The organism is Halomicroarcula saliterrae (assembly GCF_031624395.1).
GTDB classification, from domain to species: Archaea; Halobacteriota; Halobacteria; order Halobacteriales; family Haloarculaceae; genus Haloarcula; species Haloarcula saliterrae.
Genome location: NZ_JAMQON010000001.1, coordinates 627,588 through 651,632, shown reverse-complemented (window position 1 = coordinate 651,632; position 24,045 = coordinate 627,588). Strand labels below are relative to the sequence as shown.

Genomic DNA, 24,045 nt, shown 5'->3' with positions numbered 1-24,045 from the left:
GCGCATGACGGAGTTCGCGAACACGCCGACGTATCTGCGCACACCCGAACAGCTGCTCCCGGACGACGCCGAATGAACGACCTCATTCACGGAACTCCGCCGGCGGTGCCTGCTTTCGCCACTCGTACACCACGTGGACGACGGTCAGAAGGACGAACGCTCCAACAATCCCCACAGCGAGGAGCCCCTGTGAGATACCGAGGCCGGCGACCGACGCCACGATCAGGAGCGTACTCAACACGGCCAGTCCGAAGTAGTAGATGTACCACGCCGGCTGTGACTGTTGCTCGCCCAGCAGCGGGTCGATCTCGCTCGCCTTCGAAGCGATAGAGACGTCCCCGGACTCCTCGTCGTAGTTGACGAGTCCGGACTCCGCCAGTTTCGGCAGATGCGTCTGATACAGCGAGACGTAGACCCGTTTTCGCTGCTGGGTCGACAGGTCCTCGACGGTCGTGTCGTTCTCCCAGGCGGCGACGTGCTCGGCCAGATCAGTCAACTGGATGGGGTTGGGCTCCGTTCGCAGGAAGTAGAGCACGTACCGTCTGCGTGGACTACTGAGGATATCGAAGATACGGTCGCGTGTGAGTTCGGTGTTGTTTTGATCCATCGCATACGTCGCCTTTGATTGCTCGTGGTGCTGTTCCTCCGCGGGTCGACGGCAACGTTACGAACAAACCGAGCGCCGGATACCCATTTGTTACAGCGTCGTTACCCGGCTGACAGCGACAATTACCGGTGCTGTCCGTCCCAATAGCCGGGAAACGCAGCCGCCCCGACAGCGACGGTGGTGCCCAGTTGGTCGGCGGATGGCTCTGGCCGCGCTAGCGAGTAGTCATCCGACGAGACGGTAGCGGTTGACTGACCGTCGCTCCGTGACCGATCAGAGCGACCGGAGCGCCGTCTCGGTGGGTTCGCTGAAAAGCTCCGCGACGCGACCCGTCGTCGGTGTCCGCTCGGTGTCGTTCTCCAGGAGGACTGTCTCGCTGGGGAACAGCTGTTCGCCGAGTTCGAGGTCGTACTCCCGCGCGGTCGACCCGGTGACGGTCAGATACACCCCGAGCCCGGTCTCGGCTATCGCGGCCTCCTCCTCCTGCCCGGACTCGGGGTAGGTGAACGTGATATCGTCGAGGGCTCCCGTCCCGAGAACGGCCTCGATGAGCCGCTCGTACCGCGGGGAGATGCAGATATCGCCCGCGTAGTTCCGGACGAACTCCCGGTCCAGTGCCCCCTGTTGCGTATCGAGAACCGCGGGCTTTGCCAGCAACGTGTGATACACCGTGTCGCCGAGCCCGGTGACCACCCGAACGTCGGTGTCCAGCGGGTCGATGCGGTCGTTTATCTCGCCGATGGTCCGCAGGGCCTCTTGCTGGAGCTCGACGACCTCCTCCAGCACGAGGTCGGCGCTGTCGAACCCGAGCGCGAACTCGTGTGTCCGCAGCGCACGGAACGGTTCCTCGCGCCCGACGAGCTGGACCTCGCCGTGGTCCGTCGGGACCGTCACGCTGTCGAAGACGATACGGCGCGGCATCCCCTCGCGGTCGTCCCGCAAGAGTGTAAACTCGGGCCGGGCCGGGGTCCCGAGGTCGGAGTACGAAGCGAGTCGGTGGTAGACGTCGTGGTCCGCGGACTGGTTACCCTTGGTCAGGTCTTTCTCGTAGCGCAGCGTCGAGATGATGTCGTCGGCCAGCTCGGTCGTTCCGGTCCGGGCCGCGAGCCGTTCCAGTACGGCTTCGAGAGGCCGCCCTTTGCGGGGCACGGCCACTCTGGTCGTCGTCATTAGCCCAATCAACCGTGGGCGCGGATAAAACCAGTTCGGTTACTCGCCGCCGCCGATGACCGAGGAGAGCTGCTCGCGCCACTCTTTGAGCTGGACTATCTCCTCTTCGACCTCGGAGAGCCGTTCGTCCAGTTCGCCCTCGCCGATCTCCTCGCGCACGTCGTCGATTTCGGCCTCGAGCGCCGAGAGGTCGCCCTCGATACTGTCGACGGTGCCCTCGACATCGTCGAGGCCGTTCTCCAGCGAACCGACCTCGCCGTCGAGTTCCTCGATTTCGTCGGTGGCTGTCGCCACAGCCGAGGTCGCGCTGTCGATCTCCGTCTCGAAGAAGTCGAGCTGGCTCTCGAAGGAGTTGAGCTGGCTATCGAAGCTGTCGAGGCGCTCGTTGAACTCCTCGATGACCTCGTCGCCGGTGCCGTTCTCGGCGAGGAACTCTTCGAGCGCGTCCGTGTACGCGCGCAGATCCGCGATGTCGTTCTGGATGCGGTTGATACGGGCCGTGTTGACCCCGCCCTCGGGGTCGCTGTCCTGTGAGACGGCGTCGAGCGCCCGCTTGAGCAGCTTCACGTCCTGTGCCGAGACGTTGTTCTGGCGAATCTCGTTGGCCATCGCCGCGACGACGTTGCCCGTGGCCGGTTCGGGGCCCTCGGCGTCGCTCTCCGTCGTCTCGGCCTCCGTATCGTCGCCCTCCGTCGCCCCGGCCGCCTCGCTGTTGGGGTCTTTCAGATTCAGCGTTTCGATGTCCTCGTCCTCGTCGTCCTCGAGGCCGGGAACGCTGTCTGACTCGCCCGCGATGACGTCCTTGACGGCGTTGTTGCCGCCGCCGACGAGGTCGGCCTCGTCCTCGTCCAGCGGCGGGTCGACGCTCTCTATCTGTGGCTCGGTGAGGAACTTCTCGACGTCGTCGGTCCCCGTCGCCCGGATGCCGTACACCGTCGTGTAGTCGCTGTCGGACTCGATCTCCTTCTCGAAGGTTATCTGGTCGTCGTTGATGTCCCAGAACTCCGAGCCGTACTCGGGGTGAAAGCCCAGGTCCTCGACGGCCACGTCGTCGGGGACGCTGTCGACCAGCCGGATACTGACTGTCTCGGACCGTTTCGACACGACGTTGAACGCGATGGCGGGGACGGGGAACTCGTCGGCCTCGAATCGCTTGGTGACGGTAACCCCATCAGAGGCGACGGTAATCGCCTCATACGCTTGCGAATCACTCATGTATGGTACTCCGTACCCCTCAAGTAATAAAGGTACTCCGGCGCCGCCGGTTTGTGAGCGATTACCACGCCCGGCGACCGCTCAGAGGTCGATTCTGTCCCCGATTTCGACGATCTGTAGCGTCTCCGGATAGTCGAAGCTGCGGGCGTGGTTGTGCAACACTGTCGGCTCGGTAGTCATTCCCTTCCACATGTCCCAGTGGCTCGGTACGAGCGTGTCGAGTTGCAGTTCGTTGGCCGCCTCGATTATCATGTTCTCGTCGTTGTACCACTTGGTCCGGGTGGGCTCGCCGGTCTCGGAGTCGGGAATCATCCCCACCGTGCCGAAAGCGAGCACGCCCAGGTCGATGTCGTACGCGTCACCGACTGACTCGAACGCCCCGGGACGGGCGTCGCCGCCGTGGAAGAACGTGCCCGACTCGTGCTCGAAGACGAACGAGACGGGGTGTTCGGCGTCGGGGTCGTTGGCCGGTTCGACGTGGACGGTCAGGTCGCCAAACTCCAGCCGGTCGCCCTCGGTTATCTCTTCGAGTTGGTCGTCGGTGACCGACCAGTTGTCCATCCACGCCTCCTCGTGAATCACCTCGTGGCCGCTGTCGGTCGTGTAGTAGGTGGCGCCGGTACTCGCGAGGATCGGCGCCTGCGACGGCCCGTGGACGTGGTCGGTGTGTTCGTGGGTGCCGAGGACGGCGTCGGCCTCCTGGACCTCCGTGGGGTCGAACGGCACCGGGACCATGCGTACGGTCCGGGGCGGGTCCCCGATACCCAGATAGGGGTCGATGAATATCGTCGCGCCGCCGCTCGATTTGACGATGAACCCGTTACAGCCCAGATACCAGATCGCCAGCCCGTCGGGGTCGGCGTCCTCGACCGCGCGCAGGAGCCACTCCTCCCAGTCAGAGTCGACTGTCATACCGGAGTCTGGGACGGGGCGTGGCTAAGTAGTTTCGACGGGCTCGTCAGAGACAGACCGCGCGGGCGTCGCTGTAATCTGGAACCGGTATCGCTGCCGGTCGGACGGACGTGCTCACCCGGAGACAGGTGCGTTTTTGTGTGAACCAGTTGAGAGACGGTGTATGTCACTCCGCAGCTACGCCAGGTGGGTCCTGGCTACGGACATCGGTCGCTCTGTCGCCCCCGACGAACCGATTCCACTCGCCCGAATCGCCCGCTACTCACTCTACGCCGTCGCGATATTCGCGGCGGGAACGCTGTGTGCCGGGTTCGTCGCCAGTCTCGTCAGACTCGTCGGGGTCTCCCTCTACGGTGTAGTTACGCCGCTCGGACGGCCTGTCCTCGACGCGGTGTTGCCGGTTCGAGACGGGATTCGCGCCTTCGCGCTCCTCGTGGCCGTCGGCGTCTTCCTCACGCAGTTCGAGCGGTGACACGCCCGCGGATAGCGCCACCGATGTCTGGCGAAGACACACCGAACAGAGGGGCGGCTCCGAGTCGAACAGCCGCCGGCCGTCTCGCCAGAATCCGCTTCGAGCCGGTCGGAATCGGCGCTACGTGCCGGTCTCCGGGACGACCTCGACGGCGTTCAGACGGCCCTCGGGCCGCCGTTCGGCGACGGACCGCTCGAAGCGGTTGCCGCTGTCGAACACCAGCTGGAGCCCGTCGGACGAACCGGACGGTACGTGGTCTCGAAGAGAAGCCGTCGTCCGGAACGCCGCGGAAAAGCGGGACTCAGTCCTGACAGCAGCCGCCGGCCTTCTCGCCGAAGTCGACTTTCAGCTGGTCGGAGACGAGTTCGTTTATCTCCTGCAGGCGCAGTTCGAGCTCGTTCTGGACTTCGAGATACTCGCTCATCGAGGCGATGTCGTGGAGCTCCTCCTGGGCCTCTTGGACCTTCCGGAGGTCCTCCTGAGTCGCTTGGCCGGTCTGGCGGGCCATCTGGAACTCCTCGCGGAGCTGTTCGAACTCCTCGATGGCGCGCTGGGCGTCGGCGTCGTTCTCGACTTTCGCCTTGGCCTGCAGGTACTCCTGATAGACCGGCAGCTCGGCGATGCTCTCGCCGAGTTCGGTCGCGAGCTGGTCCACGTGGTCGCCGTCGGCCTCGGTGACGTTCTCGGTCTCGATGCTCATTACCACGGCGTTGGGACTCGTGCGGTATAGGTTTGCCGAACGGCAACAGTGCCGAGTCAAGAGATAGCCAATCCGAGCACACCCATAACGAGCAGGCCACCGCCGAATAGTCTGGCCTTCACAATAGCCCAGCCGTCCGGTGCCGGGTCCCTCGCATTGCGAAGTCGAAGACGGGCCATATCGCGAGGATACAACAGAAACGGGGCAGCCAGGAGGAACATGAAAAAGAACGTTGCAATGCCTTCGGTAGAGACCATAGCTGAACGTGACAGCAGATACATCGCCGCATCATAATATAAATTCTTTGAAACTACTATCGTCCGTTTCGTGCGAGTACGGAGGCTGGCTCCGATTCGGGACTCCGAGCGGGGAGAGGCAGACCCGTGTGGTCGCCAGGCGGAGCGAAACCGCCGTCCTGTCGAGCGTGACCACCGACCATCGGGCCGGAAGCGCCGAGGTTATCCCACTCGAACCGGTATAGCTGGCTAATGAGCCAAGAGCGAACCGATGGGGACCTGCGAAACACGGGGCTCTCGCTGAAACACGACCGAGAGTGGGACTACGAGATAGACCGCATCGTCGAAGCCGTCGAGGAGCGCGACGCCGAGACCGTCGGCCTGCAGTTCCCGGAGGGGCTGAAACGGCGCGGTCCGGCAGTGACCGACGACCTCCGGTCGGAACTACCCGACGACGTCCAGGTGATGATGTCCGGCCAGCCCTGCTACGGCGCCTGCGACCTCGACACCTACATGATGCGGCGCACAGACGTGTTCGTCCACTTCGGTCACTCGCCGATGAAGGAGTCTGACAAGATCATCTACGTCCCGCTGTTCTCTAACGTCGAGGTCACGCCCATCATGGAGCAGGCCCGCGAGGAGGAGCTCACTGACCCGGACGAGGACCCGGACGTCGGCCTCGTGACGACGGCCCAGCACATGAACAAGTTCGGCGAGATGCGCGAGTGGCTCGAAGAGCGCGGCTACACCGTCCACACCCAGCGCGGCGACGAGCGGCTCACCAACGAGGGGCAGGTGCTGGGCTGTAACTACGCCAGCGCCGACGTCGACGCCGACCAGATTCTCTACGTCGGCGGCGGGAAGTTCCACCCGCTCGGACTCGCGATGGAACACCCCGACAAGAACGTCGTTATCGCGGACCCCGTCAACAACGCCGTCACCATCGCCGACACGGAGAAGTTCATGAAACAGCGCTACGGCGCCGTCCACCGCGCGATGGACGCCGAGTCGTGGGGCGTCATCTTCTGTACGAAGATCGGCCAGGGCCGCTGGGACCAGGCCGAGGAGATCGTCGAGAACAACGACGACGCCTACCTCATCACGATGGACGAGGTCACCCCGGACCGGCTGACGAACTTCGGCATGGACGCTTACGTCAACACGGGCTGTCCCCGTATCACGACCGACGACGGCCCGCAGTTCAAGAAGCCGATGCTCACGCCCGGCGAGTACGAGATCGCCGTCGGCGAGAAACCGCTCGACTCGCTCGAATTCGACACGTTCCACGGCACCTGGTAGCACCGTTCTCGTCGCTGAGAACTACAGGGACACTGACTTGTGAGTCGTCGCTGACATCCCAGTATGACCGCCGATATCGACGACCGCCTCTACGGGGCTATCTTCGACGCGTCTCCGGAGCCGGTCATGGTACACGACCCCGAGACGGGCCGGGTTCTGGACGCGAACCCGGCGGCCTGCGCCCTCGTCGGACTCGACCGCGAACAGCTGCTCGGGACGGACATCGGCGACGTCAGCTCGGCGGCGACCGCCACCGAAGGGGCGATGTCGGCTCTCCAGCGGGCGGTCGCCGACGGTGAACACTGCACGGAGTGGGAGCTCGTCGGTCCCGAGGGCCAGCGGCTCTCAGTCGACGTCAGGCTCAAGCGGATCAGCGTCGACGGCACGGAGCGAGTCGTCGCCTTCCTCCGGGACCGCTCGGACCAGCGAGCGCGCGAGCGCGAGCACGCACAGTGGGACGAGCAGATACGGACGATGGTCGACAACCTCCCGGTCGTCGTGTTCACCCTCGACCCGGACGGCGTCTTCACGCGGTCGGCCGGCAAAGGCCTGGAGAGTCTCGGACAGGAGCAAGGCGAGATTGTCGGCCAGTCGCTGTTCGACGTGTACGCGGGGTATCCGGATATCGTCGAGGCCGCCGAGCGGGCGCTCTCCGGCGAGGAGATACGGGTGACACAGCCGATCGACGACCTGGTGTTCGAGACCTGGTACCAGCCCGTCTTCGACGACGGGGAGCTCGTTCAGGTCGTCGGCGTGGCGCGCAACATCACCGAGCTGAAACGCCGCGAGGAACGCGTCGGCGCCCTCAGCGAGGCCACGAACGACCTGCTGTACACGCACACCGAGGCGGCGGTCGCCGAGCGGGTCTGTGACATCGCCAAGCGAATCATCGACCGCCCGATAGCGGCGATGTGGTCCTACGACGCCGACACGGACGTCCTCTCACCCATCGGGGCCACGGAGACGGCGACCGACTTGGCCGGCGTGGAAATCGCCAAGGACCTCCCCGAGATAGGGCCGGGGTCCGACGAGAAGGCCATCTTCGACGCCGGGACACCGGTCGTCATCGAGGACTACGGCGAGCTGGCGTGCCCGGCGGCGTCCGGCCTTCCGCTGGGGACGCTGCTGTGTCTCCCGCTCGGCGACCACGGGTTGCTGTGTGTCGGCTCGACGGCCGTCGAGCCCTTCGAGGGGCCCGACCGGCGGCTGCTGGAGATTCTCTCCAGTACCGCGATCGCCGCACTGGACCGTGTGGCCCGGGAAACGACGCTCGAAGCCCAGCGGGCACAGTTGGAGGCGTCCAACGAAGCGCTCCAGCGGCGCCGCGAGCAGATGGAGTTTTTCAACAGTATCCTCCGACACGACATCCTCAACGGGATGAACGTCATCAGAGCCCGTGGTGACCTGCTGTCACAGGAGCTAGAGGGCGACCAGCGGCGGTACGCCGAGACCATCGTCGAGTGGAGCGACGACATCACCGAACTCACGCGGAAGGTCCGGTCGGTGTTGCACCGGCTGGCCGACGACGGCGCGGCGGAGACGAAGCCGGTGAAACTGGCACCGGTCATCGAGTCGGCCGCCCAGCGGGCGGCGTCGATGGACGCCGGGGTGACCGTCGACATCTCGGTCCACAGCGACGCCGTCGTGACCGCGGACGACCTGCTGCACGACGTGTTCGGCAACATCCTCACCAACGCCGTAGAGCACGGTCGGTCGGGAGACGGCGACACCGTCGCTATCAGTGTAGATGTCACGGTGGACGAGGAAACCGTGACGGTCCGAATCGCGGACGACGGTCCGGGCATCGCACAGTCAGTTCGGGAGGACATCTTCGAGCGCGGCAAGAAGGGCAGCGACTCGGGCGGGACCGGCTTCGGGCTCTACTTCGTCGACGCGATGGTCGCGAGCTACGGCGGGCGTATCCGGGCACAGGAGAGCGACAGCGGCGGGGCCGAGTTCGTCGTCGAGCTTCCGCGCGTGAGATAACCATCAGGCATTTCCAAACATTTTTACATGATTCGGATGTATTACTTCTGATGCCGACAAAGAGCGCTCTCGCCCAGCAACTCGGTGTCGTCGCCGGGTTCGCCGACCCCCGGGCCGACCTCGAACAGTACCGGACGCCACCGGAGCTGGCGGCCCATCTGGTCCACAGAGCCGACCTGGAAGGGGACGTACAGGACCGGACGGTCATCGACCTGGGGTGTGGGACCGGGATGCTCTCGCTCGCGGCGGCCCTGCGTGGCCCCGAGACGGTCGTGGGCGTGGACATCGACCCGGGGCCGCTGTCGACGGCCCGGGCGAACGAGCGGAAGGTGGGGTCGACCACCTCGGTCTCGTGGGTCCGCGCCGACGCGACGCGGGCGCCGGTGTGTCCGCCGATCGCGGAGACGACAGTCGTGATGAACCCGCCCTTTGGCGCCCAGTCGGGCAACGAACACGCCGACCGGCGATTTCTGGCGACCGCCGCGGAGATATCGAGCGTCTCCTACTCGCTGCACAACGAGGGCAGCGGCGACTTCGTCGAGTCGTTCGCGGCCGACAACGACGGCGACGTGACCCACGGGTTCGCCGCCGAGTTCGACCTGCCACACCAGTTCGAGTTCCACGACGAGGAACGCCGGAGTATCACGGCCGAACTGTATCGCATCGAGTGGCACTGACCCCGGGCTCAGGCGCCCTGCGCTCTCGCGACGACGAGTCGCGTGTCGTTCGTCCCCGCGTACAGCCGCGAGCGGTTGCGCTCGAAGGTGAGCCCGCCGATACGCCGGGTCGAGAGGTTCGCCGGCACCGGCCCCCTGTCGACGACGCTCCCGTTCTCTCGGACCGCGACCTCGAAGCCGCTACCGACCGGCCGGAGGGTGACGTTCCGCCCGGCGAGGGTCCCGTCGACGGTCGACGGCGACGACTGGTAGACGGTTTCGGGCTGTCGGCCCGCAGGTGTCAGAGCGACGCTGTAGACGCTGTCGTTGCCCGAGACCGACCAGCCGGTCCGGTTGACGGCGACCGGCTCGCGCCAGTCCAGCCCGCCGAGGACGACGGTCGCTCGCCCGTTGACCGCTAGCTGTGTCCGACTGACGGCGACCCACCATATCTCGCGGTCGGCGCTGGCCACGACGACGCCGCTCTCGGTGACGTTAGACGGGGCCGTCTGCGGGAGCGGCATGCTGTCGAAATAGGCGTTCCGCACGTCTTCCTCGTACGTGACGACGTAATCGCGGACCTGAACGCCGTCTTCCGGCAGGTCGCCGTCGTCGAGCATCGCGCTGTTTATCGGGACCGACCCGAGACAGAGCGCGGCGAGTGCGACCAGCAGCGCGAAGCCCGCCACCGAGGGCCACCCGCCGTCGAAGTCGGGGAGCGCCCGTCTGTCGGTGTATATCGTCGCGGCGGCGACCAGCAGGGCGAGCAAGAACACGAGCGCCGTCCCCAGCCAGCGAAACAGCGTGTACCGACCGCCGCCAAGCGGGAGGTACACCGCCCAGAGCCCCTGCACCACGGCGAAGACCAGCGTGGCGAAAAACACCTTCGAGGGGTCGGGCCGCTCGCTCCGGACGTACAGCAGTATCGTGCCGAGGAAGACGCCGGCCAGCAGACCGATAGCGTGGCCCTGGATAGCGATGTTGGCCCACGGGGGGGTGACGTACTGGATACTCCCCCCGACGGTCGGCTCGGGCGAGAGAATCGCCCGGTAGACCAGCCCCAGGACCTGACTCGAGAGGAGCCCGCCCAGAAACAGGTACGGTCGCGTCACCAGCGCGAAGCCGGCCAGTGCGAACACCACGCCCGAAAAGCCGACGATGGGCCCCAGCGCGAACACGCCGGTAAAGACGCCGACGACGACCATCACGACCGGGACGGCCAGTATCCGGGCGAACGGGTTCGTCCGGAGCGACCCGAACGACGACTCGCCCCGTCGCTGGGGATAGTGCCCCCAGACGTACTCGACGACGGTGCCGTAGACGAGCGTCCCCATGAGATTGCCGGTGACGTGGCTTACACTCCCGTGAGTGAACGGGCCCATGAGCATCCCGACCGGGTAGAAGTACGACCACGTCCGGAACGGTATCACGAGCAGGTCCGCGTGCCAGAACGCACGCTGGACGAAGAGGTATATCGCCAGCACCCCGGCCGCCGTCAGCAGCGTCCCCCACGGGACCCCGAGCAAGAGGCGTCGGCGAAGCGGCGCGGCGAGGCGGTCACCGACGAGGCGCCGGGCGGCGACCCCCACCGCGAGCACGGCGAGGACGACGACCAGCTGGCGGACGGGCACGGCGGCGAGCGGCGGCACCAGCGACGACTGGAACATTCAACTCAACATCGGGGCCGGGGGGTTTGAAATTGGCGACCGCGCCTCAGACGACGGAGAGCCCGAGACTGTAGGGCCAGGCCGTCCCCGCGACGGCGAGCAGCGCGACGGCGCCGCCCGCCATCGCGACGTTCTTCAGGAACTGGGTCATCTCGTCTTGCTGCTGGTCCTCGGGCGCGGCCCAGAAGTCGTGCATGGTGACCGCCGAAACCAGCAGGAAAGTCGCCAGCGCGCCGGCCGCGACGACCGGGTACGCGCCGACGATGAGCAAGAGCCCGCTGACGACGAGCAGCCCGCCGCTACCGTACACCGACGCGGCGGGCGCCGGCAGCCCCTTGGCCTCCGCGTAGGGAATCATCCCCTCGGGACTCAGGAAGTGGTTCAGTCCCGTGAAGGCCAGAACGCCGCCGAAGAGGACGCGGGCAAGCAGGAACAGCTCGGCGGCTCCGGCGGTCTCGAAGGCCATCAGGCCGTCACCTCCGTCGAAAGGGCAGTGGTGCGTCGGTTCGCGTGAGCCACGGATTGTGGTATCATTACGTTACTTGGTTCGCATGCGAACCTATTTATCGCTTCCCGGACATAGGAGATACCAGGTCACACCGATGTCATCAGAGACGTTCTCACGGGACGCGGAGGGAAGCGCGGAGGTCTGCCCGGTCGTCGAATCGCTCGAACAGGTCGGGTCGAAGTGGCGACTCGTCGTGCTCCACGAGCTCCAGAACGGCGAGCGGCGGTTCAACGAGCTCAAACGTGCGACCGAGGCCAGTTCGCGAACGCTCTCGCGCGTTCTTGACGACCTCCAGGAGACCGGGTTCGTCGAGCGCCGACTGGAGGAGGACGCGCCGGTCGCGACGTACTACCGGCTCACCCCCAAAGGGGAGTCGCTCTGTCCGGTGTTCGACGAGATCACGGCGTGGGCGGAGGAGTGGCTCACCGCCTGTGAGAACTAGTCGAACGTAGCCTTTTCCCCCTCGAAGACACACACCAGAGACGATGGGAGTACAGCCACCAGCCGACGACACGGAGGAGCCAACAGCTATCGAGTTCGGCATCGCGGCGCTCGACGCCAAACTCGGCGAGGAGTCGATCGAATACCCCGCCACCGCCCGCGAGGTACGGGAGCAGGCGGGCCACATCGAGGTCCCCTACAACTCCGCGGGCCACAGCATCACCGTCGACGAGGCGCTGGAAGCGGCCCCGGCGACCCGGTTCGAGTCCGAACAGGACCTGTTCAACGCGCTCCATCCCACCTTCGAGCGCAAGCGCGAGTCCACGTCGAACAGCCTGCTGACACAGCTCCGGGCGCTGGTGCCGTTCTGAGAGGCGCCACACCGTAGCACAGTCGAAGAGCCAATATGCGCCCGCTTTAATCTACAGCTATGGGTATCAAGCGGCGGCTCATCAACACGCTCCCTCCCTCGGCAAAGCGGGCGCTCGCGCTCCCGTACGACTACTATCAGATGCGGCAGGCGGACAAACAGTTCGCCGGCAAGAGCCTCCCGAACCGCTCGGCGGCCGACACGGCGCCCGACCACATCGTCTGTCTCGTCGTCGACGCCCTGCGCGCGGACTACGTCGACGACGAGACGACGCCGTTCCTCGCCGGCCTCAACCGCACCACGGCGACGACGCCCGGCTCGTGGACCTTCCCCGCGGTCTCGTCGATGCTCGCCGGCGTCTACCCCCACGAACACGGCGGGATGCGCCAGACGGACGAGCCCGACGACTCCGACGGTATCAGGCTCCCACCACGGATGGACGACGACCGGGTGACCATCACCGAGGCCCTCGCCGGCGCGGGCTACGAGACCTACGGCGGGTTCGGCCACGACACGCCCTTCGTCGCCATCTCCGGCCGGTTCGACAAACACCGGCTCTACCACAACTTCAGCTCCGACGCCGACGACGTGCTCTCCGACTATCTGGAGTGGGTCAGCGGCCGCGAGCGCACCTTCGCCTTCCTCCACCTCGCGGACCCCCACATCCCGCTGGACCCGCCCGCGGAGTACGTCGAGAAGTACGACGTCGACACCGCTATCGAGGGGCTGGCAACCTGGGAGTACAAGACCGAGACGGACTGTACGGGCGCGTGTCAGCGCTACCGGGACCACCGACAGCGCCTCTACCGGGCGTCCGTGGACTACGTCGACGACGCCATCGAACGGTTCGACGAGGGGCTGGAATCGACCCTCGACGACCCGCTGCTGGTCGTCACCGCCGACCACGGCGAGGCCCACTGGGAACACGTCGCCTTCGACGTCGAGCACTTCGACGGGTCGGGCTGTGTCGACCACGGCGGCGCGCCCTACGAGGCCGTCGCCCGCGTCCCGCTGCTGACGAACGCCGACTGGCCGCTCGACGGCCCCATCTCGCTCGTCGACCTCCCGGCCACGTTCGCCGACGTGACCGGCATCGAGTTCGACGCGGCCGCCGGCCACTCACTGACCGAGACGCCGCCGTCGGACCGGCTCATGTTCACCGAGGGGAGCCTCGACGGTCACGAGAAGAAGGCCGTCTACCACGGCGACTACAAGCTCATCGCGTCGCAGGGCCACGGCGTCGAGGTCGGCTACGAGCTGCCCGACGAGACGGTCGTCGAACTGCCCCTCGAAGAACACGAGCTACTGACCGCGAACGTCCCACCGTGGCCGTCGGCGGAGGCCGGCGAGACCGAGGTGGCCGGCGTCGTCGAGGACCGCCTCGAACAGCTGGGGTACAAGTAGCTCAGTCCTGGCGGTTCTCGGGCGACGGGGCGTCGGCCTCCTCGACCGCGTCGGAGGTCGGCCGCTGCTGGTCGTTCAGCCGGCTCGCGATGTTTTCGAGCTGCTGAGTCTGCTCCCGGTTGACCGTCACTATCATGTCCGAGAGGACGCCGAACATCAGCAGCTGGATACCGAGCACGATAGCGATACCGCCGACCGTCGCGATGACGTCGTGGGAGATGCTGTTTGCGAACCAGTCGTAGAGGACGTAGACGCCCAGCGTGACCCCCATCGCGATGGTCCCGAACCCGACGCTGCCGAAGTAAAAGAGCGGGTTGTTCGTCTTCGCCATCCGGTACAGCGTCACGAGGATGAGCCCGCCGTCCCGAACCGGCCGGAGGTTCGTCTCTGACTCGTCGGGTCGGGGTTCGTACGTGATCGGGACGACGACCGTGCGGACGCCGTGTTTGACGCACTCGACGGCCATCTCCGTCTCGATGCCGAACCCCTCCGCCGAGAGCGCGAGCCGCAGGAACGACTCCCGCGTGAACGCGCGGTAGCCCGAGAGGATGTCGGCGTAGTCGTGGCCGTGGATGAACGAGAACGCCCCGTTGATGACCCGGTTGCCGACGCGGTTGAGCCGCGTCATCGCGCCGGGTTTCATGTCGGCGAACCGGTCGCCGATGACGTGTTCGGCCCGCCCCTCGAACAGCGGTTCGAGCATCCGGTCGGCGTCCGACGCCCGGTAGGTCTCGTCGGCGTCGGCCATCAGCACGAACGGCGCGTCGACGTACCGCTCGACGGCCTCGCGGATGGCCTGTCCCTTCCCCTCGCCGGTCTGCTCGAAGACCCGCGCACCGGCCCTCTCGGCGAGGTCGTACGTGTCGTCGGTCGACCCGCCGTCGACGACGAGGACGTTCTCGAACCCGTGGTCACGGAAGCCGCCGATGACTGACTCGATAGTTTCGGCCTCGTTGTAGGCGGGCAGCAACACGCAGACATCGTCACGGTCGGCCATTGTCCGAACGTCTGCCACGCGGACCCAAATAAATGCGGGTCCGCGGCTCCCAATCGTGTGTACCGAATGGGACGACGGTTCCGACGGCTCGTTACTCTCGGTCACACATCTGCTCACACTGGGACTCTGGAAGCCCTCACCCGCTCGGACAGACTAGTTACTACTGGCCACACAGATGCTCATACCGTGCCCCCGGAAGCCCTCACCCGGTCGGCGCGGCTGTGCGGGATATCCTCGCTGCGCTCGGATAGGGCCCGCGCAGCCGCGCCGACCGGGTTCGCCCTTCCAGTCCGTTGAGGGACTGCACCGCGGACCTGCCCTTCCCCGGGTCGCTCCGGACCGGCACTGCCGGTCCACTCGCTCCCGGCCGCTGTGCGGTCAGGACGCGTGTCGCTCGCGGACGCGAGCGACCGGGGAGGTGTGGTGGAGCCACTCGCGAGCGCGCTCCGTCGCGCTCGCCGCTGCTGTCCCTGGCGGACTGAAAGGGCGAGGCGGGTCGCGGGCGCTGTGGCGGCACTACCGAGCGAAGCGAGGTATCCGTCACAGCGCCCGCGAGCAGCCGAGGGCTTTCGGGCTGTGAGCAGGCAGAGCAATCTCATCCGTTGCTAGCGAGCCGTCGAGGGCTTTCTGGCGGTGGAAAGACAGAACGGTCCTATCTGTCGCTAGTGAGCGAAGCGAGGTATCAGTCACGGCTCCCCCACCTATCGCTAGCAGTCGAGAGCGTTCAGGAGTGGCGAAAACGGGCCCGACGCAGAGAGACTGTAGCTAGTCCTCGCGACCGTCGCTCATGTGTTCCCACACCTCGACACAGCCACAGCCGTCGTCGATGTCCTGCAGGTGGGCGTCGTCGCGCTCGCGGCTCTCCGATTTCTGGTTACTCACGTTGCGAGTAACTAATATCGACAACCGATAAAAACTTTCCGGCGGGTCCCGCGCGTTTTACGTTGTGGACGGCGAACAACGAGTATGACCAACGGTTCCGACGTGTTCGACCGCGTTGGGCTGACCGAGTACGAGACGACGGCCATCGAGCAGTTGCTGGCGCTGGGGCGGACCACCGCACCGAACCTGGCGGAGGCGAGCGGTATCCCGAAAGCCCGCATCTACGGCGTTCTGGAGTCGCTGGCCGACCGGGGGTTCATCAAGGTGATACCCGGCCGGCCAAAGGAGTACCAGCCGAAAGCGCCCGACGAGATACTCGACCGCGCCGTCGAGAACAGCCGCCAGTCCTACGAGTCCTTCGCCACCGCAATCGAGGGCGAACGCGACGCCTTCCTCGCGGAGTACGGCCCGCAGTTCGAGCGGGCGAGCGAGGACATCTCGCCGACGGCGGAGCTGTTCCACGTCGTCGACGTGGGCGAGCCCAGCGAGCGCGAGACGCGGCGGCTCTACGGCGACGCCGAGGCGACGCTCGGCATCATCACCAACAGCTTCGCCTACATGGACAGCGTCGACCACGCCCTGGCGGAGGCCGTCGACCGCGGCGTCGACGTCTCCGTCCTCTTTCTCCACCCCGACGAGCTCCCGCCGGAGAAGGCGGCCGTCCAGTCGGAGATGGTCGACCGGCTCGCGACGGAACTGCCCGAGGTCGGGGTGCGCTTTAGCACGGAGAAGCTCCCCTGGCGCGGCACGCTCGTCGACCCGAGCATGGACTACGACAGCGGGGAGGCCATCCTGCTGGTCGAGGAGCCGGACGTGCCCGACCACATGCGGCAGGCGGCCCTCACCGAGAACGGCTCCTTCGTCGCCGGGATGAAACGCTACTTCGACCTGGTGTGGGAGTACGAGAGCATCGCCGGTCAGACGTAGCCGAGGTCTTCGAGCCGGCCGTAGGTGTCGTCGTCGAGGTCGTCCAGGTCCTCGCCGTCGGTTCTGACGTCCAGCAGCTCCAGTTCGTCGAAGGCCGCTTCGACGCGACCGTCGTCGGTTCGGGCGACGCGGTAGGCGCTCTGTGCGTCCCGGCTGTGGACCGTCGCCGCGGTGTCCCGGACCCGGCAGTACTTTTTCACGAGGCCCGCCTCCGCGTCGTACTCGAAGACCGCTCGCTTGTCGTCTATCCACGGCGAGATGTCCGCGACGTAGTCGCCGGCGCGCTTTTGCAGTGGTTTGTCGAGTCCCACGGCGGTGGCCACGACCGGCTCGTCCGGACAGAACCCGTCGCTCGGGGCCTCGCCGTCACGCAGCCGATTGACGACGTCGGGAAACGCCGTCAGCGTCGCGGGGCGCTCGATTCGGTCGGGCGTCTCCTGCTCGGGGTACCTGACGAGCAGGGGGACGTGGACCACGGCGTCGTGGATTGCGACGCCGTGTTCGGCCACTCGGACGCCGTCCTGTAGCCGGCTCGGCTCGCCGAAGCCCTCGCCGTGGTCGCTCGTGACGACCAGCAGGGTGTCGTCGAGGTCGCCCCGGCGTTCGAGCGCGGCGACCAACCGCTCTAGCTCCGCGTCCATCTGCCTGATGGCGCCGTCGTACAGCGACTCGACGGCCCTCTTCTGCCACCACGGGTTCTGGCCACCGTGGAACACCCACTTCTGGTCCGCAAACGAGGACTGGAGGGCGCTGGCCTTCGAGCCGCCCCACAGGTCGTGCTCGTCGGCGGGCTCGTAGGGGATGTGTGCGTCCATCAGGTTCAGGCAGGCCGCCCACGGGCCGTCGCTGTCGTCGCTCCAGTCGAGAAACGAGTCGACGTACACGTCCGCCGGCGTCGAGGCTGTGACGTTGCCGGGGAGATATCGCATGTAGTCCGACTGGAGCTTCGTCGCGACCCCGTTGGCCAGCGAGCGCGCGGGCCGGTCGCTGGAGAGGGCGGTCTTGACGAACTCGGCGTAGTTGCCCTGCCCCTCGTTCGAGACGAACTCGTGTGGGTTCAGCCCGTCCGGGAACGGGACGTTCCGGGCGCCGACAACTTTGTCGAACCCGTCTTTCAGCCCCACGTCGACCGCCGTCAGCCAGTCGTTCTCGGTGAAGATGCCGGTGTCGTACCCCTCGCTGCGGAGCCTGTGGAACACCGACAGCGTCGGGTCCAGCCGCTCGGCCGCCGAGACGACGCCGTGTTCGGCGACGTGCAGGCCGGAAAAGAGGCTGGCGTGGCTGGTGACGCTGCGTGCGCCGGGCGCGCGGGCCTGGTCGTAGACGGTCGCCCGTTCGGCCCCGAAGGCGTCGAGAAACGGCGTCGTCTCGTTGGCGTGACCATAGAGGCTACAGTTGCTCGCCCGGACGCTGTCGAGCACCACCAGCAGGACGTTCGGGTCGTCGGTCATCGTCACATGTACCCCAGATTTTCCAGCTGCTCTCTGACGGCCTCGCCGCCGGCGCCGTCCGTCTCGTCCAGCACGCGGCGTTCGGGCACGTGGTCGGTGCGGTCCAGTTCCGCCTCGATGGCTCGGCGAACGTCGGTGACGCTCTCGATGTCGGCGACGAGGTCGCCGTCGGTCGCGGCCACCATCGCCTCGTGGGTGTGGACGCCCTCCTGTAGCCCGTGGTCGCTGACCAGCAGTAGTTCGTCGCCGTCGCCGAGGTCGTCCCGAACGTCGCCGACGAAGTCGTCGAGCTCCTCGTAGGCCGACCGCTGGAGGCCGGGCTGGTCGTAGGCGACGTGGCCGACGAGGTCCAGCCCGCTCGTGTAGGCGAAGACGAGCTCGGACTCGTGGCCCCGCAGCGCGCGCCGGGCCCGTGCCAACCGAATCATCGCCATCTCCAGACACTGCTCGTAGAAGGAAATCGGGTCCGCGGAGGTGTGGCCGCCGCGGGCGTCGGGGTCGCGCTGGAACAGCTCGCCCATGTTCTGGCGCAACTGGTGTTCGCGGTCCGTCTCGTCCGGGTCGACGACGTAGTTCGGAATCCCGATCGGCGTCGCCGCGCAGTCGTCGAAGACGGTCGTGATACCGTTCTCGGCGTAGTAGCGCTTGGGCGTGCGAAAGGCGTCGGCGGTCGTGTTCGTCAGCAGCCACGCGCCGATGCGGGTCTGGAGCCCGTCCGGGAGCACGACGTCGGCGACGCGGCTGCCGAATTCGAGCACGGGGTTCCCCCACGCCACGCCGTCGTCGGAGAGGACGAGCCCGTGTTCCTCCGGCGTGAGGCCGGTGATAATCGTCGGCCAGAGCTCGTGGGTGCTCGGTTCGCCCTCGATGCTGTCTATCGTCTCGATGGCCCGATGGTCGGAGAGCGTGAGATTCGGGTACTCCCCTTGCGCGACGAGGTCGGGGTCGAGGGCGTCGATACCCAGAACGACGAGAACCATGTTAGGGAGATATAGCAATCGGGCCGAAGTAAGCTCTTTCGGACTGCTGGACGCGGTGCCCGGTCAAGCGCTTTCGGACCGCCGGACGCGGTGCCCGATAGCTGAGAGAGGGACGGGAACCGGCGCCGGGCCGGTCACTCGACGTAGCCGAGCGCGGCCAGCCGGGACTCGATGAGGTCGGACTCGACGGACCCCTCGGAGTGGACGCCGTCGTCGCGTATCTCCTTTCGGGGCCCGTTCTCGACGACGGCCCAGGGGACCTCGACGAGGTCTTTCATCCGCATCCCGCCGGGATGGCCGTACACCTTCCGGCCGGTGATAGTCCGCTCGCCGAGCATGTTGCCGTGGTCGGACGTGATGACGGTCTTGCCCGGCAGGTCTTCGACGAGGTCGTGGACGTGCTCCATGACGTACTCCAGGTTCTCTCTGTACCCCTCCCACACGGTGTCGGCGTCGACCTCGCCCATCTCCAGCGCGTCCCAGACGTTGTACGGCCGTTCGGGCTCGCCGCCCTCGATGCCGATGCGCTCGGCGTCGCCCCAGGTGTTCCGGAAGACGAGGTCCTCGCGGGGGACGAACGGGCAGTGGGGCTGGACGAAGTGTGCGAGAACGCGCTTGTCCGGGTACTGCTCGACGGCGTCGCGGGTGTACTCACAGACCGATTCGGCCGGCACGGTGTAGGTAGTCGTGTCGTGGGCGTCCTTGTCCGTCCACACCTCGATGAACTCGTGGAAGTCGTTGGGGACGGTCTTCGACGGCGCGGGGTTCCCGGTGACGAAGACGGTGTCGCCGAGCTGTCTGTCCTTGAAGTTCTTGATACTCCAGGGCGTCGTGTTGCTGTCGACGGAGACGACCCGCGAGTAGCTGTCGTATCGGGACGTGTCCATGGTCTCCTCGAAGAGGTCGGCCCGGCAGGCGTCGATGAGGATGAGGTTGTCCCAGTCCTCGTCGGGCAGTATCACGGCGTCGCCCTCGCCGTAGCCGTGTCGCTCCGCGTAGATGCTCTGGGCGACCGCGTGGAACGTAAACGGGAGCCGCCCGAGTTCCTCGACGAGCAGTCCGGGCTGTTTCACCGCCCGTTTGAAGTTACTGAACGTGTACCGGTCCGGAATCATCAATCATCGTAACGACGACCAGGGGTCGCATAAGCCCTTCTACTCAGCACCGGCTGGCAGCGCCGTCGCCGCCCGAAGGCGGTGTCTGTTCTATCCCACGAGACTTATACACCGAAAGGGCAAACCAAGGCAGTATCCGCGGCGACGGGCAGTTCCACTGAGTAGGTTATGGCTCTCAAACTCGGTCGCACGGCGGCAATCCACTTCGTCTCGCAGGTCGCCGTCTCCGTGTCGGGCTTCGTCGCGACGTTCGCAATCGCGCGTATCCTCGGCGCCGACGGCGTCGGCGTGTACGCGCTGGGGATGTCTATCGTCGTCTGGCTCAACGTCCCGCTGTCGGGCTTTCAGGAGGCGCTCAAGAAGCGGGTCAGCGAAGGGATAGACGAGAACGCCTACTTCACCGCCGGCGTCCTGTTGAATTTTACGTCGGTCGCCGTGCCGGCCGTGCTCGTCGTCCTCTTCCGGGGACAGGTCAACCGATACGTCGGCGACACCATCGCGGTGTTCATCGCGCTGGTCCTGGTCACCAACGGCGTGTTCAACACGCTCCGGGAGGCGCTCCACGGGGAGAAGAAGGTCGCCCAGGCCGGCTGGGTGCGTTTCGTCGAGCGGACTCTCCGAACCGCGTTTCAGGTGGCGCTACTGCTGGTGGGCTACACGATTGCCGGCCTCTTCGTGGGCCACGCCGTCGCCCTCGTCGTGAGTTCGCTCGTCGGCCTGTACTTCGTCGGTCTGGGGCCGACCCGGCCGAAGCGGGTCCACTTCGAGCGGCTCGTCGAGTACGCAAAGAGCGGCTGGTCGGGCGGCCTGAAGGGCAACGCGTTCAACTACATGGACATCATCGTGCTGGGCTTTTTCGTCTCGCCGACGCTGGTCGGCATCTACAAGGTCGCCTGGACGCTCGGCTCGTTCCTGGTCGTCCTCTCGAACTCCGTCAGCTCGACGCTGTTCCCCGAGATCAGCGACATCAGCACCGCCGGACAGACCGAGCAGGTCAAACACTACCTCGACGAGGGGCTCGTGTTCACCGGCCTCTTTCTCATCCCCGGGCTGTTCGGTGCGGCGGCGCTGGGCAGCGAGCTGTTGCGCATCTACAACACCGAGTTCTCCCGCGGCGCGACGGTCCTCGTGATACTGGTCGGCGCCCTCATACTCGACGCCTACGCCTCACAGATCGTCTCGGTCATCAAGGCGCTGGACAGACCCGACATCGTCCTCCGCATCGACCTGTTGCTCGTCAGCATGAACGTCGTGTTGAACGTCGTTCTGGTCTCGCAGTTCGGCTGGTACGGGGCCGCCGCGGCGACGCTCGTCTCCGGGGGCGTCACCCTCGGCCTGAGCTACGTCGCCATCAGCCGACTCGTCGGGCGGCCGAGCGTCCCGGTCAGGGAAATCGGCGAGGAGCTGGTCGCGAGCGTCCTGATGTTCGCCGGCGTCGTCGCTCTAGAGCCCCTCGCGCCCGGCGGGTTCGTCGGGACCATCTCGCTCGTGGGCGCCGGGGCCGCGGTGTACACGGTCGCCCTGCTGAGTATCTCGCCGCGAATCCGGCAGAAAGCGGTGGCGTTGGCGCCGCCAACCCTGCTCCGATATGCCCGCATTCGGTGACCGCCGGGCCACGCAGTGCGCTACAGGCCCCGGGCGGCCCGTGAGCGTGCGAAACGACGAATCCGACCGACAGACGGCCTGAAACTGCGGTACTGTTTCGTAACCGTTATACATATATCGTCAGTAGCGCCGACAGGCACTGGTACTGTATGAACGCAGGATACGTCCTCCGTCGAATCGCGGAGAAATGGAACGACCCCCACTGGGTTCGGCACAACTTTCTCGCGGAGGTCGTGAGTCCGCTCCACTCGCTTGGCTACGGCGACGCGGGGACGTCCGTCTTCGACCACGAGTGGGACAATCTGCTCGTCCTCGACGCCTGCCGGGCCGACCTCTTCGAGGAGCGGGTCGACCTCGACCGCTTCGACGAGTACAAGCGCGTGACGTCGAACGCCAGCAACACGACGCCGTGGACACAGAAGAACTTCGCCGGCGAGGAGTTCGGCGACCTGGTGTACGTGACAGCGAACCCGGTCACCTCGAAGGAGGCCCCGGAGTCGTTCCACGAACTGCGCGAGGTGTGGGCCGACCACTTCGACCCGGATAGCGTCTCGATTCTCCCCGAACCGGTCGTCGAGGAGGCCAAAGACGCCCACGCGGACCACCCGGACAAGCGTCTCGTCGCTCACTTCGTCCAGCCCCACATGCCCTTTGTCCCCCGACCCGAACTCATCTTCCGGACCCACTGGCGCCCGGGCGAAACCACCGGGCCGGCGGGCGAGGACCCGCGGAACATCTGGCACGCCCTCGAACTCGGCGAGGTGACCAGAGAAGAGACCTGGGACGCCTACGGCGACACGCTGGATTTCGTCATCGACCACGCGGTCGAACTGGCCGAGCACTTGCCCGGTCGCAGCGTCATCATGTCCGACCACGGCAACATGCTCGGCGAACGCACGTTCCCGCCGGTGCGCGTCTACGGCCACCCGCCGGGGCTGCGCTGTCCCGAGCTCGTCGAGGTCCCCTGGGCGGTCATCGACGACGGGACCGAGCGGGAGTTCACCGACGAGGGCGCCCGTTCGAGCACGACGATGGGGGAAGACGTCGTCAGAGAACGCCTCCACAACCTCGGCTACGTCGAGTAGATGAGCCGGGACCGTCTCGCGGACGACGGGGACGAGCCCGGGGCCTTCCTCCGTCGCCACCCGCTCGCCTACGCCGCCTACCGAATCAACTACCTCCTCGAAAACGACCGGGACATCTCCGAGAACGACGAGGTGCCGTTCATCACGGCCGTGTTCTTCCCCGTCGTGTTGGTGGGCTACGTCGTCCTCGCGAGAGCGCGCGGACTCGCGGCTCGGCTGGTCGGAAACGACAGCCGCCCCTCGCTGGGGGCCGACGGCCACCTCTTTATCATGTCCTCCCAGAGCGGCTACCGCACCGAGACGTTCCTCGAAGTCGCCGGTGCGCTCAGGGAGCGGGACCACGACGTGTTGCTCCTCTGTTCGCCGGCCGCGGAGACGAGACAGGACGAGTGGGAGGCAGACGGGTTCGCGACGACCTCCCACCGGACGCTCCACGGCTATCTCCGGCTCTGGCGGGTCCTCCGGAACGCGCTGTACGCCGCCGTCCTCGTCTACCGGCTGCGCAAGGTGGCCGGGATTCCCCTCGGCCGGCTCTCGCTCTGTTATAACTTCCTCTTGCTGGAGACGGTCAAACGCGAGAGCGTCGGGGAGCTCGTCAGCGGCGACCCCCGGATACACACCTTCTCGCCGATGCCGTACGTCGTCGCCGCCTCGGAGCCCGACCGGACGTTCGTCTACCAGCACGGGCTCCAGCAGCCGATCGCGGGGAGGATAATGGCGGCGCCGTTTTTCGCCCCGCTCACCTATCTCCTCTGGGGCGACCCGTGGCGCGAGCTGTTCGCGGAGTACGCCCACCCCGACTCCCGGATGGCAGTCGTCGGCAACCCGTGGCACGACCAGCTCGCACGGAAAGGCGAGCAGAAGGGCGAGGCGACCTACGACGTGCTCTTCGTGAGCGGGTCACACGCCGCGGTCGACAGCGACATCGAGGCCGACTTCGAGCGACTCGTCGAGGACGTCGTCGGCCTCTGTGAGCGGGAGGGGTATTCGCTCGCGATAAAGCTCCACCCGCTGGAGAGCCCAGCGTGGTTCGAAGAGCGGGGCTGGGCGTCGTACGTCACCGACTTCGACGACATCGACGACGCCCTGCTCTCCTCGCGCGTGTCGGTGACGAACGGCTCGACGGCGTTCATCGAGAGCGCCGTCGTCGGGGTGCCGGCCATCGTCGCCGACCTCTGGGAGTACGACCTCGACGCGCTGGCCCCGGTGACGAACGTCACGTTCACCAACGGGCCGCGGGTGGCCCCGGCGATAGCCGACGCGCTGTCGGGGCGGCGGGACGACGGGGACGAGTCCCGGATGCCGGTGCGACTCGGGAACGCGACCGAGCGTATCGTCGACGTCGTCACCGAGTGACGGC

General features: G+C 66.4%; 22 protein-coding genes. 11 read left to right on the top strand and 11 right to left on the bottom strand.

What is annotated here, in order from left to right; genetic code table 11:
• Nucleotides 1–82: 82 nt before the first annotated feature.
• The 4 genes from NDI56_RS03575 to NDI56_RS03560 all read right to left on the bottom strand — a co-directional run bounded on the left by NDI56_RS03575 (nt 83) and on the right by NDI56_RS03560 (nt 3,904).
• Nucleotides 83–607 carry a DUF7344 domain-containing protein gene (locus tag NDI56_RS03575; RefSeq protein ID WP_310918053.1) on the bottom strand — a complete coding sequence of 175 codons (525 nt, stop codon included), beginning with the start codon at nt 605–607 and terminating at the stop codon, nt 83–85.
• Between the two features lie 273 nt (nt 608–880).
• Nucleotides 881–1,777 (bottom strand): phosphoribosyltransferase HisG-related protein, encoded by an 897-nt coding sequence (locus NDI56_RS03570; RefSeq protein WP_310918052.1) that lies wholly within the window; start codon nt 1,775–1,777, stop codon nt 881–883.
• Nucleotides 1,778–1,816: 39 nt separating this feature from the next.
• A complete protein-coding gene (locus NDI56_RS03565; RefSeq protein WP_310918051.1) occupies nt 1,817–2,992 on the bottom strand; it encodes a hypothetical protein in 1,176 nt (391 codons plus the stop codon).
• Between the two features lie 81 nt (nt 2,993–3,073).
• Nucleotides 3,074–3,904, bottom strand: a complete 831-nt coding sequence (locus tag NDI56_RS03560) for an MBL fold metallo-hydrolase (RefSeq protein ID WP_310918050.1) — start codon at nt 3,902–3,904, stop codon at nt 3,074–3,076.
• Nucleotides 3,905–4,067: 163 nt separating this feature from the next.
• Between NDI56_RS03560 and NDI56_RS03555 the strand changes: the two genes are divergently transcribed.
• A complete protein-coding gene (locus NDI56_RS03555) occupies nt 4,068–4,376 on the top strand; it encodes a hypothetical protein (protein ID WP_310918049.1) in 309 nt (102 codons plus the stop codon).
• A 301-nt stretch (nt 4,377–4,677) separates the two neighbouring features.
• Here NDI56_RS03555 and NDI56_RS03550 read toward each other — a convergent pair whose 3' ends face one another.
• Nucleotides 4,678–5,076, bottom strand: a complete 399-nt coding sequence (locus tag NDI56_RS03550) for a YlbF/YmcA family competence regulator (protein ID WP_310918048.1) — start codon at nt 5,074–5,076, stop codon at nt 4,678–4,680.
• Between the two features lie 488 nt (nt 5,077–5,564).
• On the opposite strand from NDI56_RS03550, the gene dph2 reads away from it, so the two are divergent.
• The 3 genes from dph2 to NDI56_RS03535 all read left to right on the top strand — a co-directional run bounded on the left by dph2 (nt 5,565) and on the right by NDI56_RS03535 (nt 9,274).
• Complete coding sequence (gene dph2 / locus NDI56_RS03545) at nt 5,565–6,611, top strand: diphthamide biosynthesis enzyme Dph2 (protein WP_310918047.1); 1,047 nt, start codon at nt 5,565–5,567, stop codon at nt 6,609–6,611.
• A gap of 63 nt (nt 6,612–6,674) precedes the next feature.
• A complete protein-coding gene (locus NDI56_RS03540; RefSeq protein ID WP_310918046.1) occupies nt 6,675–8,597 on the top strand; it encodes a PAS domain-containing sensor histidine kinase in 1,923 nt (640 codons plus the stop codon).
• A 50-nt stretch (nt 8,598–8,647) separates the two neighbouring features.
• Nucleotides 8,648–9,274: an METTL5 family protein gene (locus tag NDI56_RS03535; RefSeq protein ID WP_310918045.1), complete on the top strand. Its 627-nt coding sequence runs from the start codon at nt 8,648–8,650 to the stop codon at nt 9,272–9,274.
• An 8-nt stretch (nt 9,275–9,282) separates the two neighbouring features.
• On the opposite strand, the gene NDI56_RS03530 is transcribed toward NDI56_RS03535, so the two are convergent.
• Both NDI56_RS03530 and NDI56_RS03525 read right to left on the bottom strand, forming a co-directional pair.
• Nucleotides 9,283–10,920 (bottom strand): rhomboid family intramembrane serine protease, encoded by a 1,638-nt coding sequence (locus tag NDI56_RS03530; protein WP_310918044.1) that lies wholly within the window; start codon nt 10,918–10,920, stop codon nt 9,283–9,285.
• A gap of 46 nt (nt 10,921–10,966) precedes the next feature.
• Nucleotides 10,967–11,386, bottom strand: a complete 420-nt coding sequence (locus NDI56_RS03525) for a DoxX family protein (RefSeq protein ID WP_310918043.1) — start codon at nt 11,384–11,386, stop codon at nt 10,967–10,969.
• Between the two features lie 136 nt (nt 11,387–11,522).
• On the opposite strand from NDI56_RS03525, the gene NDI56_RS03520 reads away from it, so the two are divergent.
• From NDI56_RS03520 to NDI56_RS03510, 3 genes are read left to right on the top strand one after another with little or no spacing between them, the layout of a single operon-like run.
• Entirely contained in the window at nt 11,523–11,870 is a 348-nt protein-coding gene (locus NDI56_RS03520; protein ID WP_310918042.1) for a winged helix-turn-helix transcriptional regulator, read from the top strand.
• A 43-nt stretch (nt 11,871–11,913) separates the two neighbouring features.
• Nucleotides 11,914–12,240 (top strand): DUF5789 family protein, encoded by a 327-nt coding sequence (locus NDI56_RS03515; protein WP_310918041.1) that lies wholly within the window; start codon nt 11,914–11,916, stop codon nt 12,238–12,240.
• Nucleotides 12,241–12,299: 59 nt separating this feature from the next.
• The gene (locus NDI56_RS03510; protein WP_310918040.1) at nt 12,300–13,643 is read left to right on the top strand and encodes a sulfatase-like hydrolase/transferase; all 1,344 of its coding nucleotides are present in this window, start codon (nt 12,300–12,302) and stop codon (nt 13,641–13,643) included.
• 1 nt (nt 13,644) lies between these two features.
• On the opposite strand, the gene aglJ is transcribed toward NDI56_RS03510, so the two are convergent.
• On the bottom strand, nt 13,645–14,640 hold the full coding sequence (aglJ, locus tag NDI56_RS03505; protein WP_310918039.1) for an S-layer glycoprotein N-glycosyltransferase AglJ: 996 nt from the start codon (nt 14,638–14,640) through the stop codon (nt 13,645–13,647).
• 966 nt (nt 14,641–15,606) lie between these two features.
• Between aglJ and NDI56_RS03500 the strand changes: the two genes are divergently transcribed.
• The gene (locus tag NDI56_RS03500) at nt 15,607–16,449 is read left to right on the top strand and encodes a TrmB family transcriptional regulator (protein WP_310918038.1); all 843 of its coding nucleotides are present in this window, start codon (nt 15,607–15,609) and stop codon (nt 16,447–16,449) included.
• On the opposite strand, the gene NDI56_RS03495 is transcribed toward NDI56_RS03500, so the two are convergent.
• The 3 genes from NDI56_RS03495 to NDI56_RS03485 form a co-directional block, all read right to left on the bottom strand.
• Nucleotides 16,440–17,900 carry a sulfatase gene (locus tag NDI56_RS03495; RefSeq protein ID WP_310918037.1) on the bottom strand — a complete coding sequence of 487 codons (1,461 nt, stop codon included), beginning with the start codon at nt 17,898–17,900 and terminating at the stop codon, nt 16,440–16,442. The two genes, NDI56_RS03500 and NDI56_RS03495, sit on opposite strands and share 10 nt — an antisense overlap.
• Nucleotides 17,901–17,902: 2 nt before the next feature.
• The gene (locus NDI56_RS03490) at nt 17,903–18,880 is read right to left on the bottom strand and encodes an alkaline phosphatase family protein (protein ID WP_310918036.1); all 978 of its coding nucleotides are present in this window, start codon (nt 18,878–18,880) and stop codon (nt 17,903–17,905) included.
• Between the two features lie 134 nt (nt 18,881–19,014).
• Nucleotides 19,015–19,995, bottom strand: coding sequence for a hypothetical protein (locus NDI56_RS03485; protein WP_310918035.1), 981 nt, complete (start codon nt 19,993–19,995; stop codon nt 19,015–19,017).
• Between the two features lie 168 nt (nt 19,996–20,163).
• Between NDI56_RS03485 and NDI56_RS03480 the strand changes: the two genes are divergently transcribed.
• From NDI56_RS03480 to NDI56_RS03470, 3 genes are all read left to right on the top strand, one after another.
• Nucleotides 20,164–21,600 carry a lipopolysaccharide biosynthesis protein gene (locus NDI56_RS03480; protein WP_310918034.1) on the top strand — a complete coding sequence of 479 codons (1,437 nt, stop codon included), beginning with the start codon at nt 20,164–20,166 and terminating at the stop codon, nt 21,598–21,600.
• A gap of 149 nt (nt 21,601–21,749) precedes the next feature.
• The gene (locus NDI56_RS03475; RefSeq protein WP_310918033.1) at nt 21,750–22,685 is read left to right on the top strand and encodes a hypothetical protein; all 936 of its coding nucleotides are present in this window, start codon (nt 21,750–21,752) and stop codon (nt 22,683–22,685) included.
• Nucleotides 22,686–24,041 carry a hypothetical protein gene (locus NDI56_RS03470; RefSeq protein ID WP_310918032.1) on the top strand — a complete coding sequence of 452 codons (1,356 nt, stop codon included), beginning with the start codon at nt 22,686–22,688 and terminating at the stop codon, nt 24,039–24,041.
• Nucleotides 24,042–24,045 lie beyond the last annotated feature (4 nt).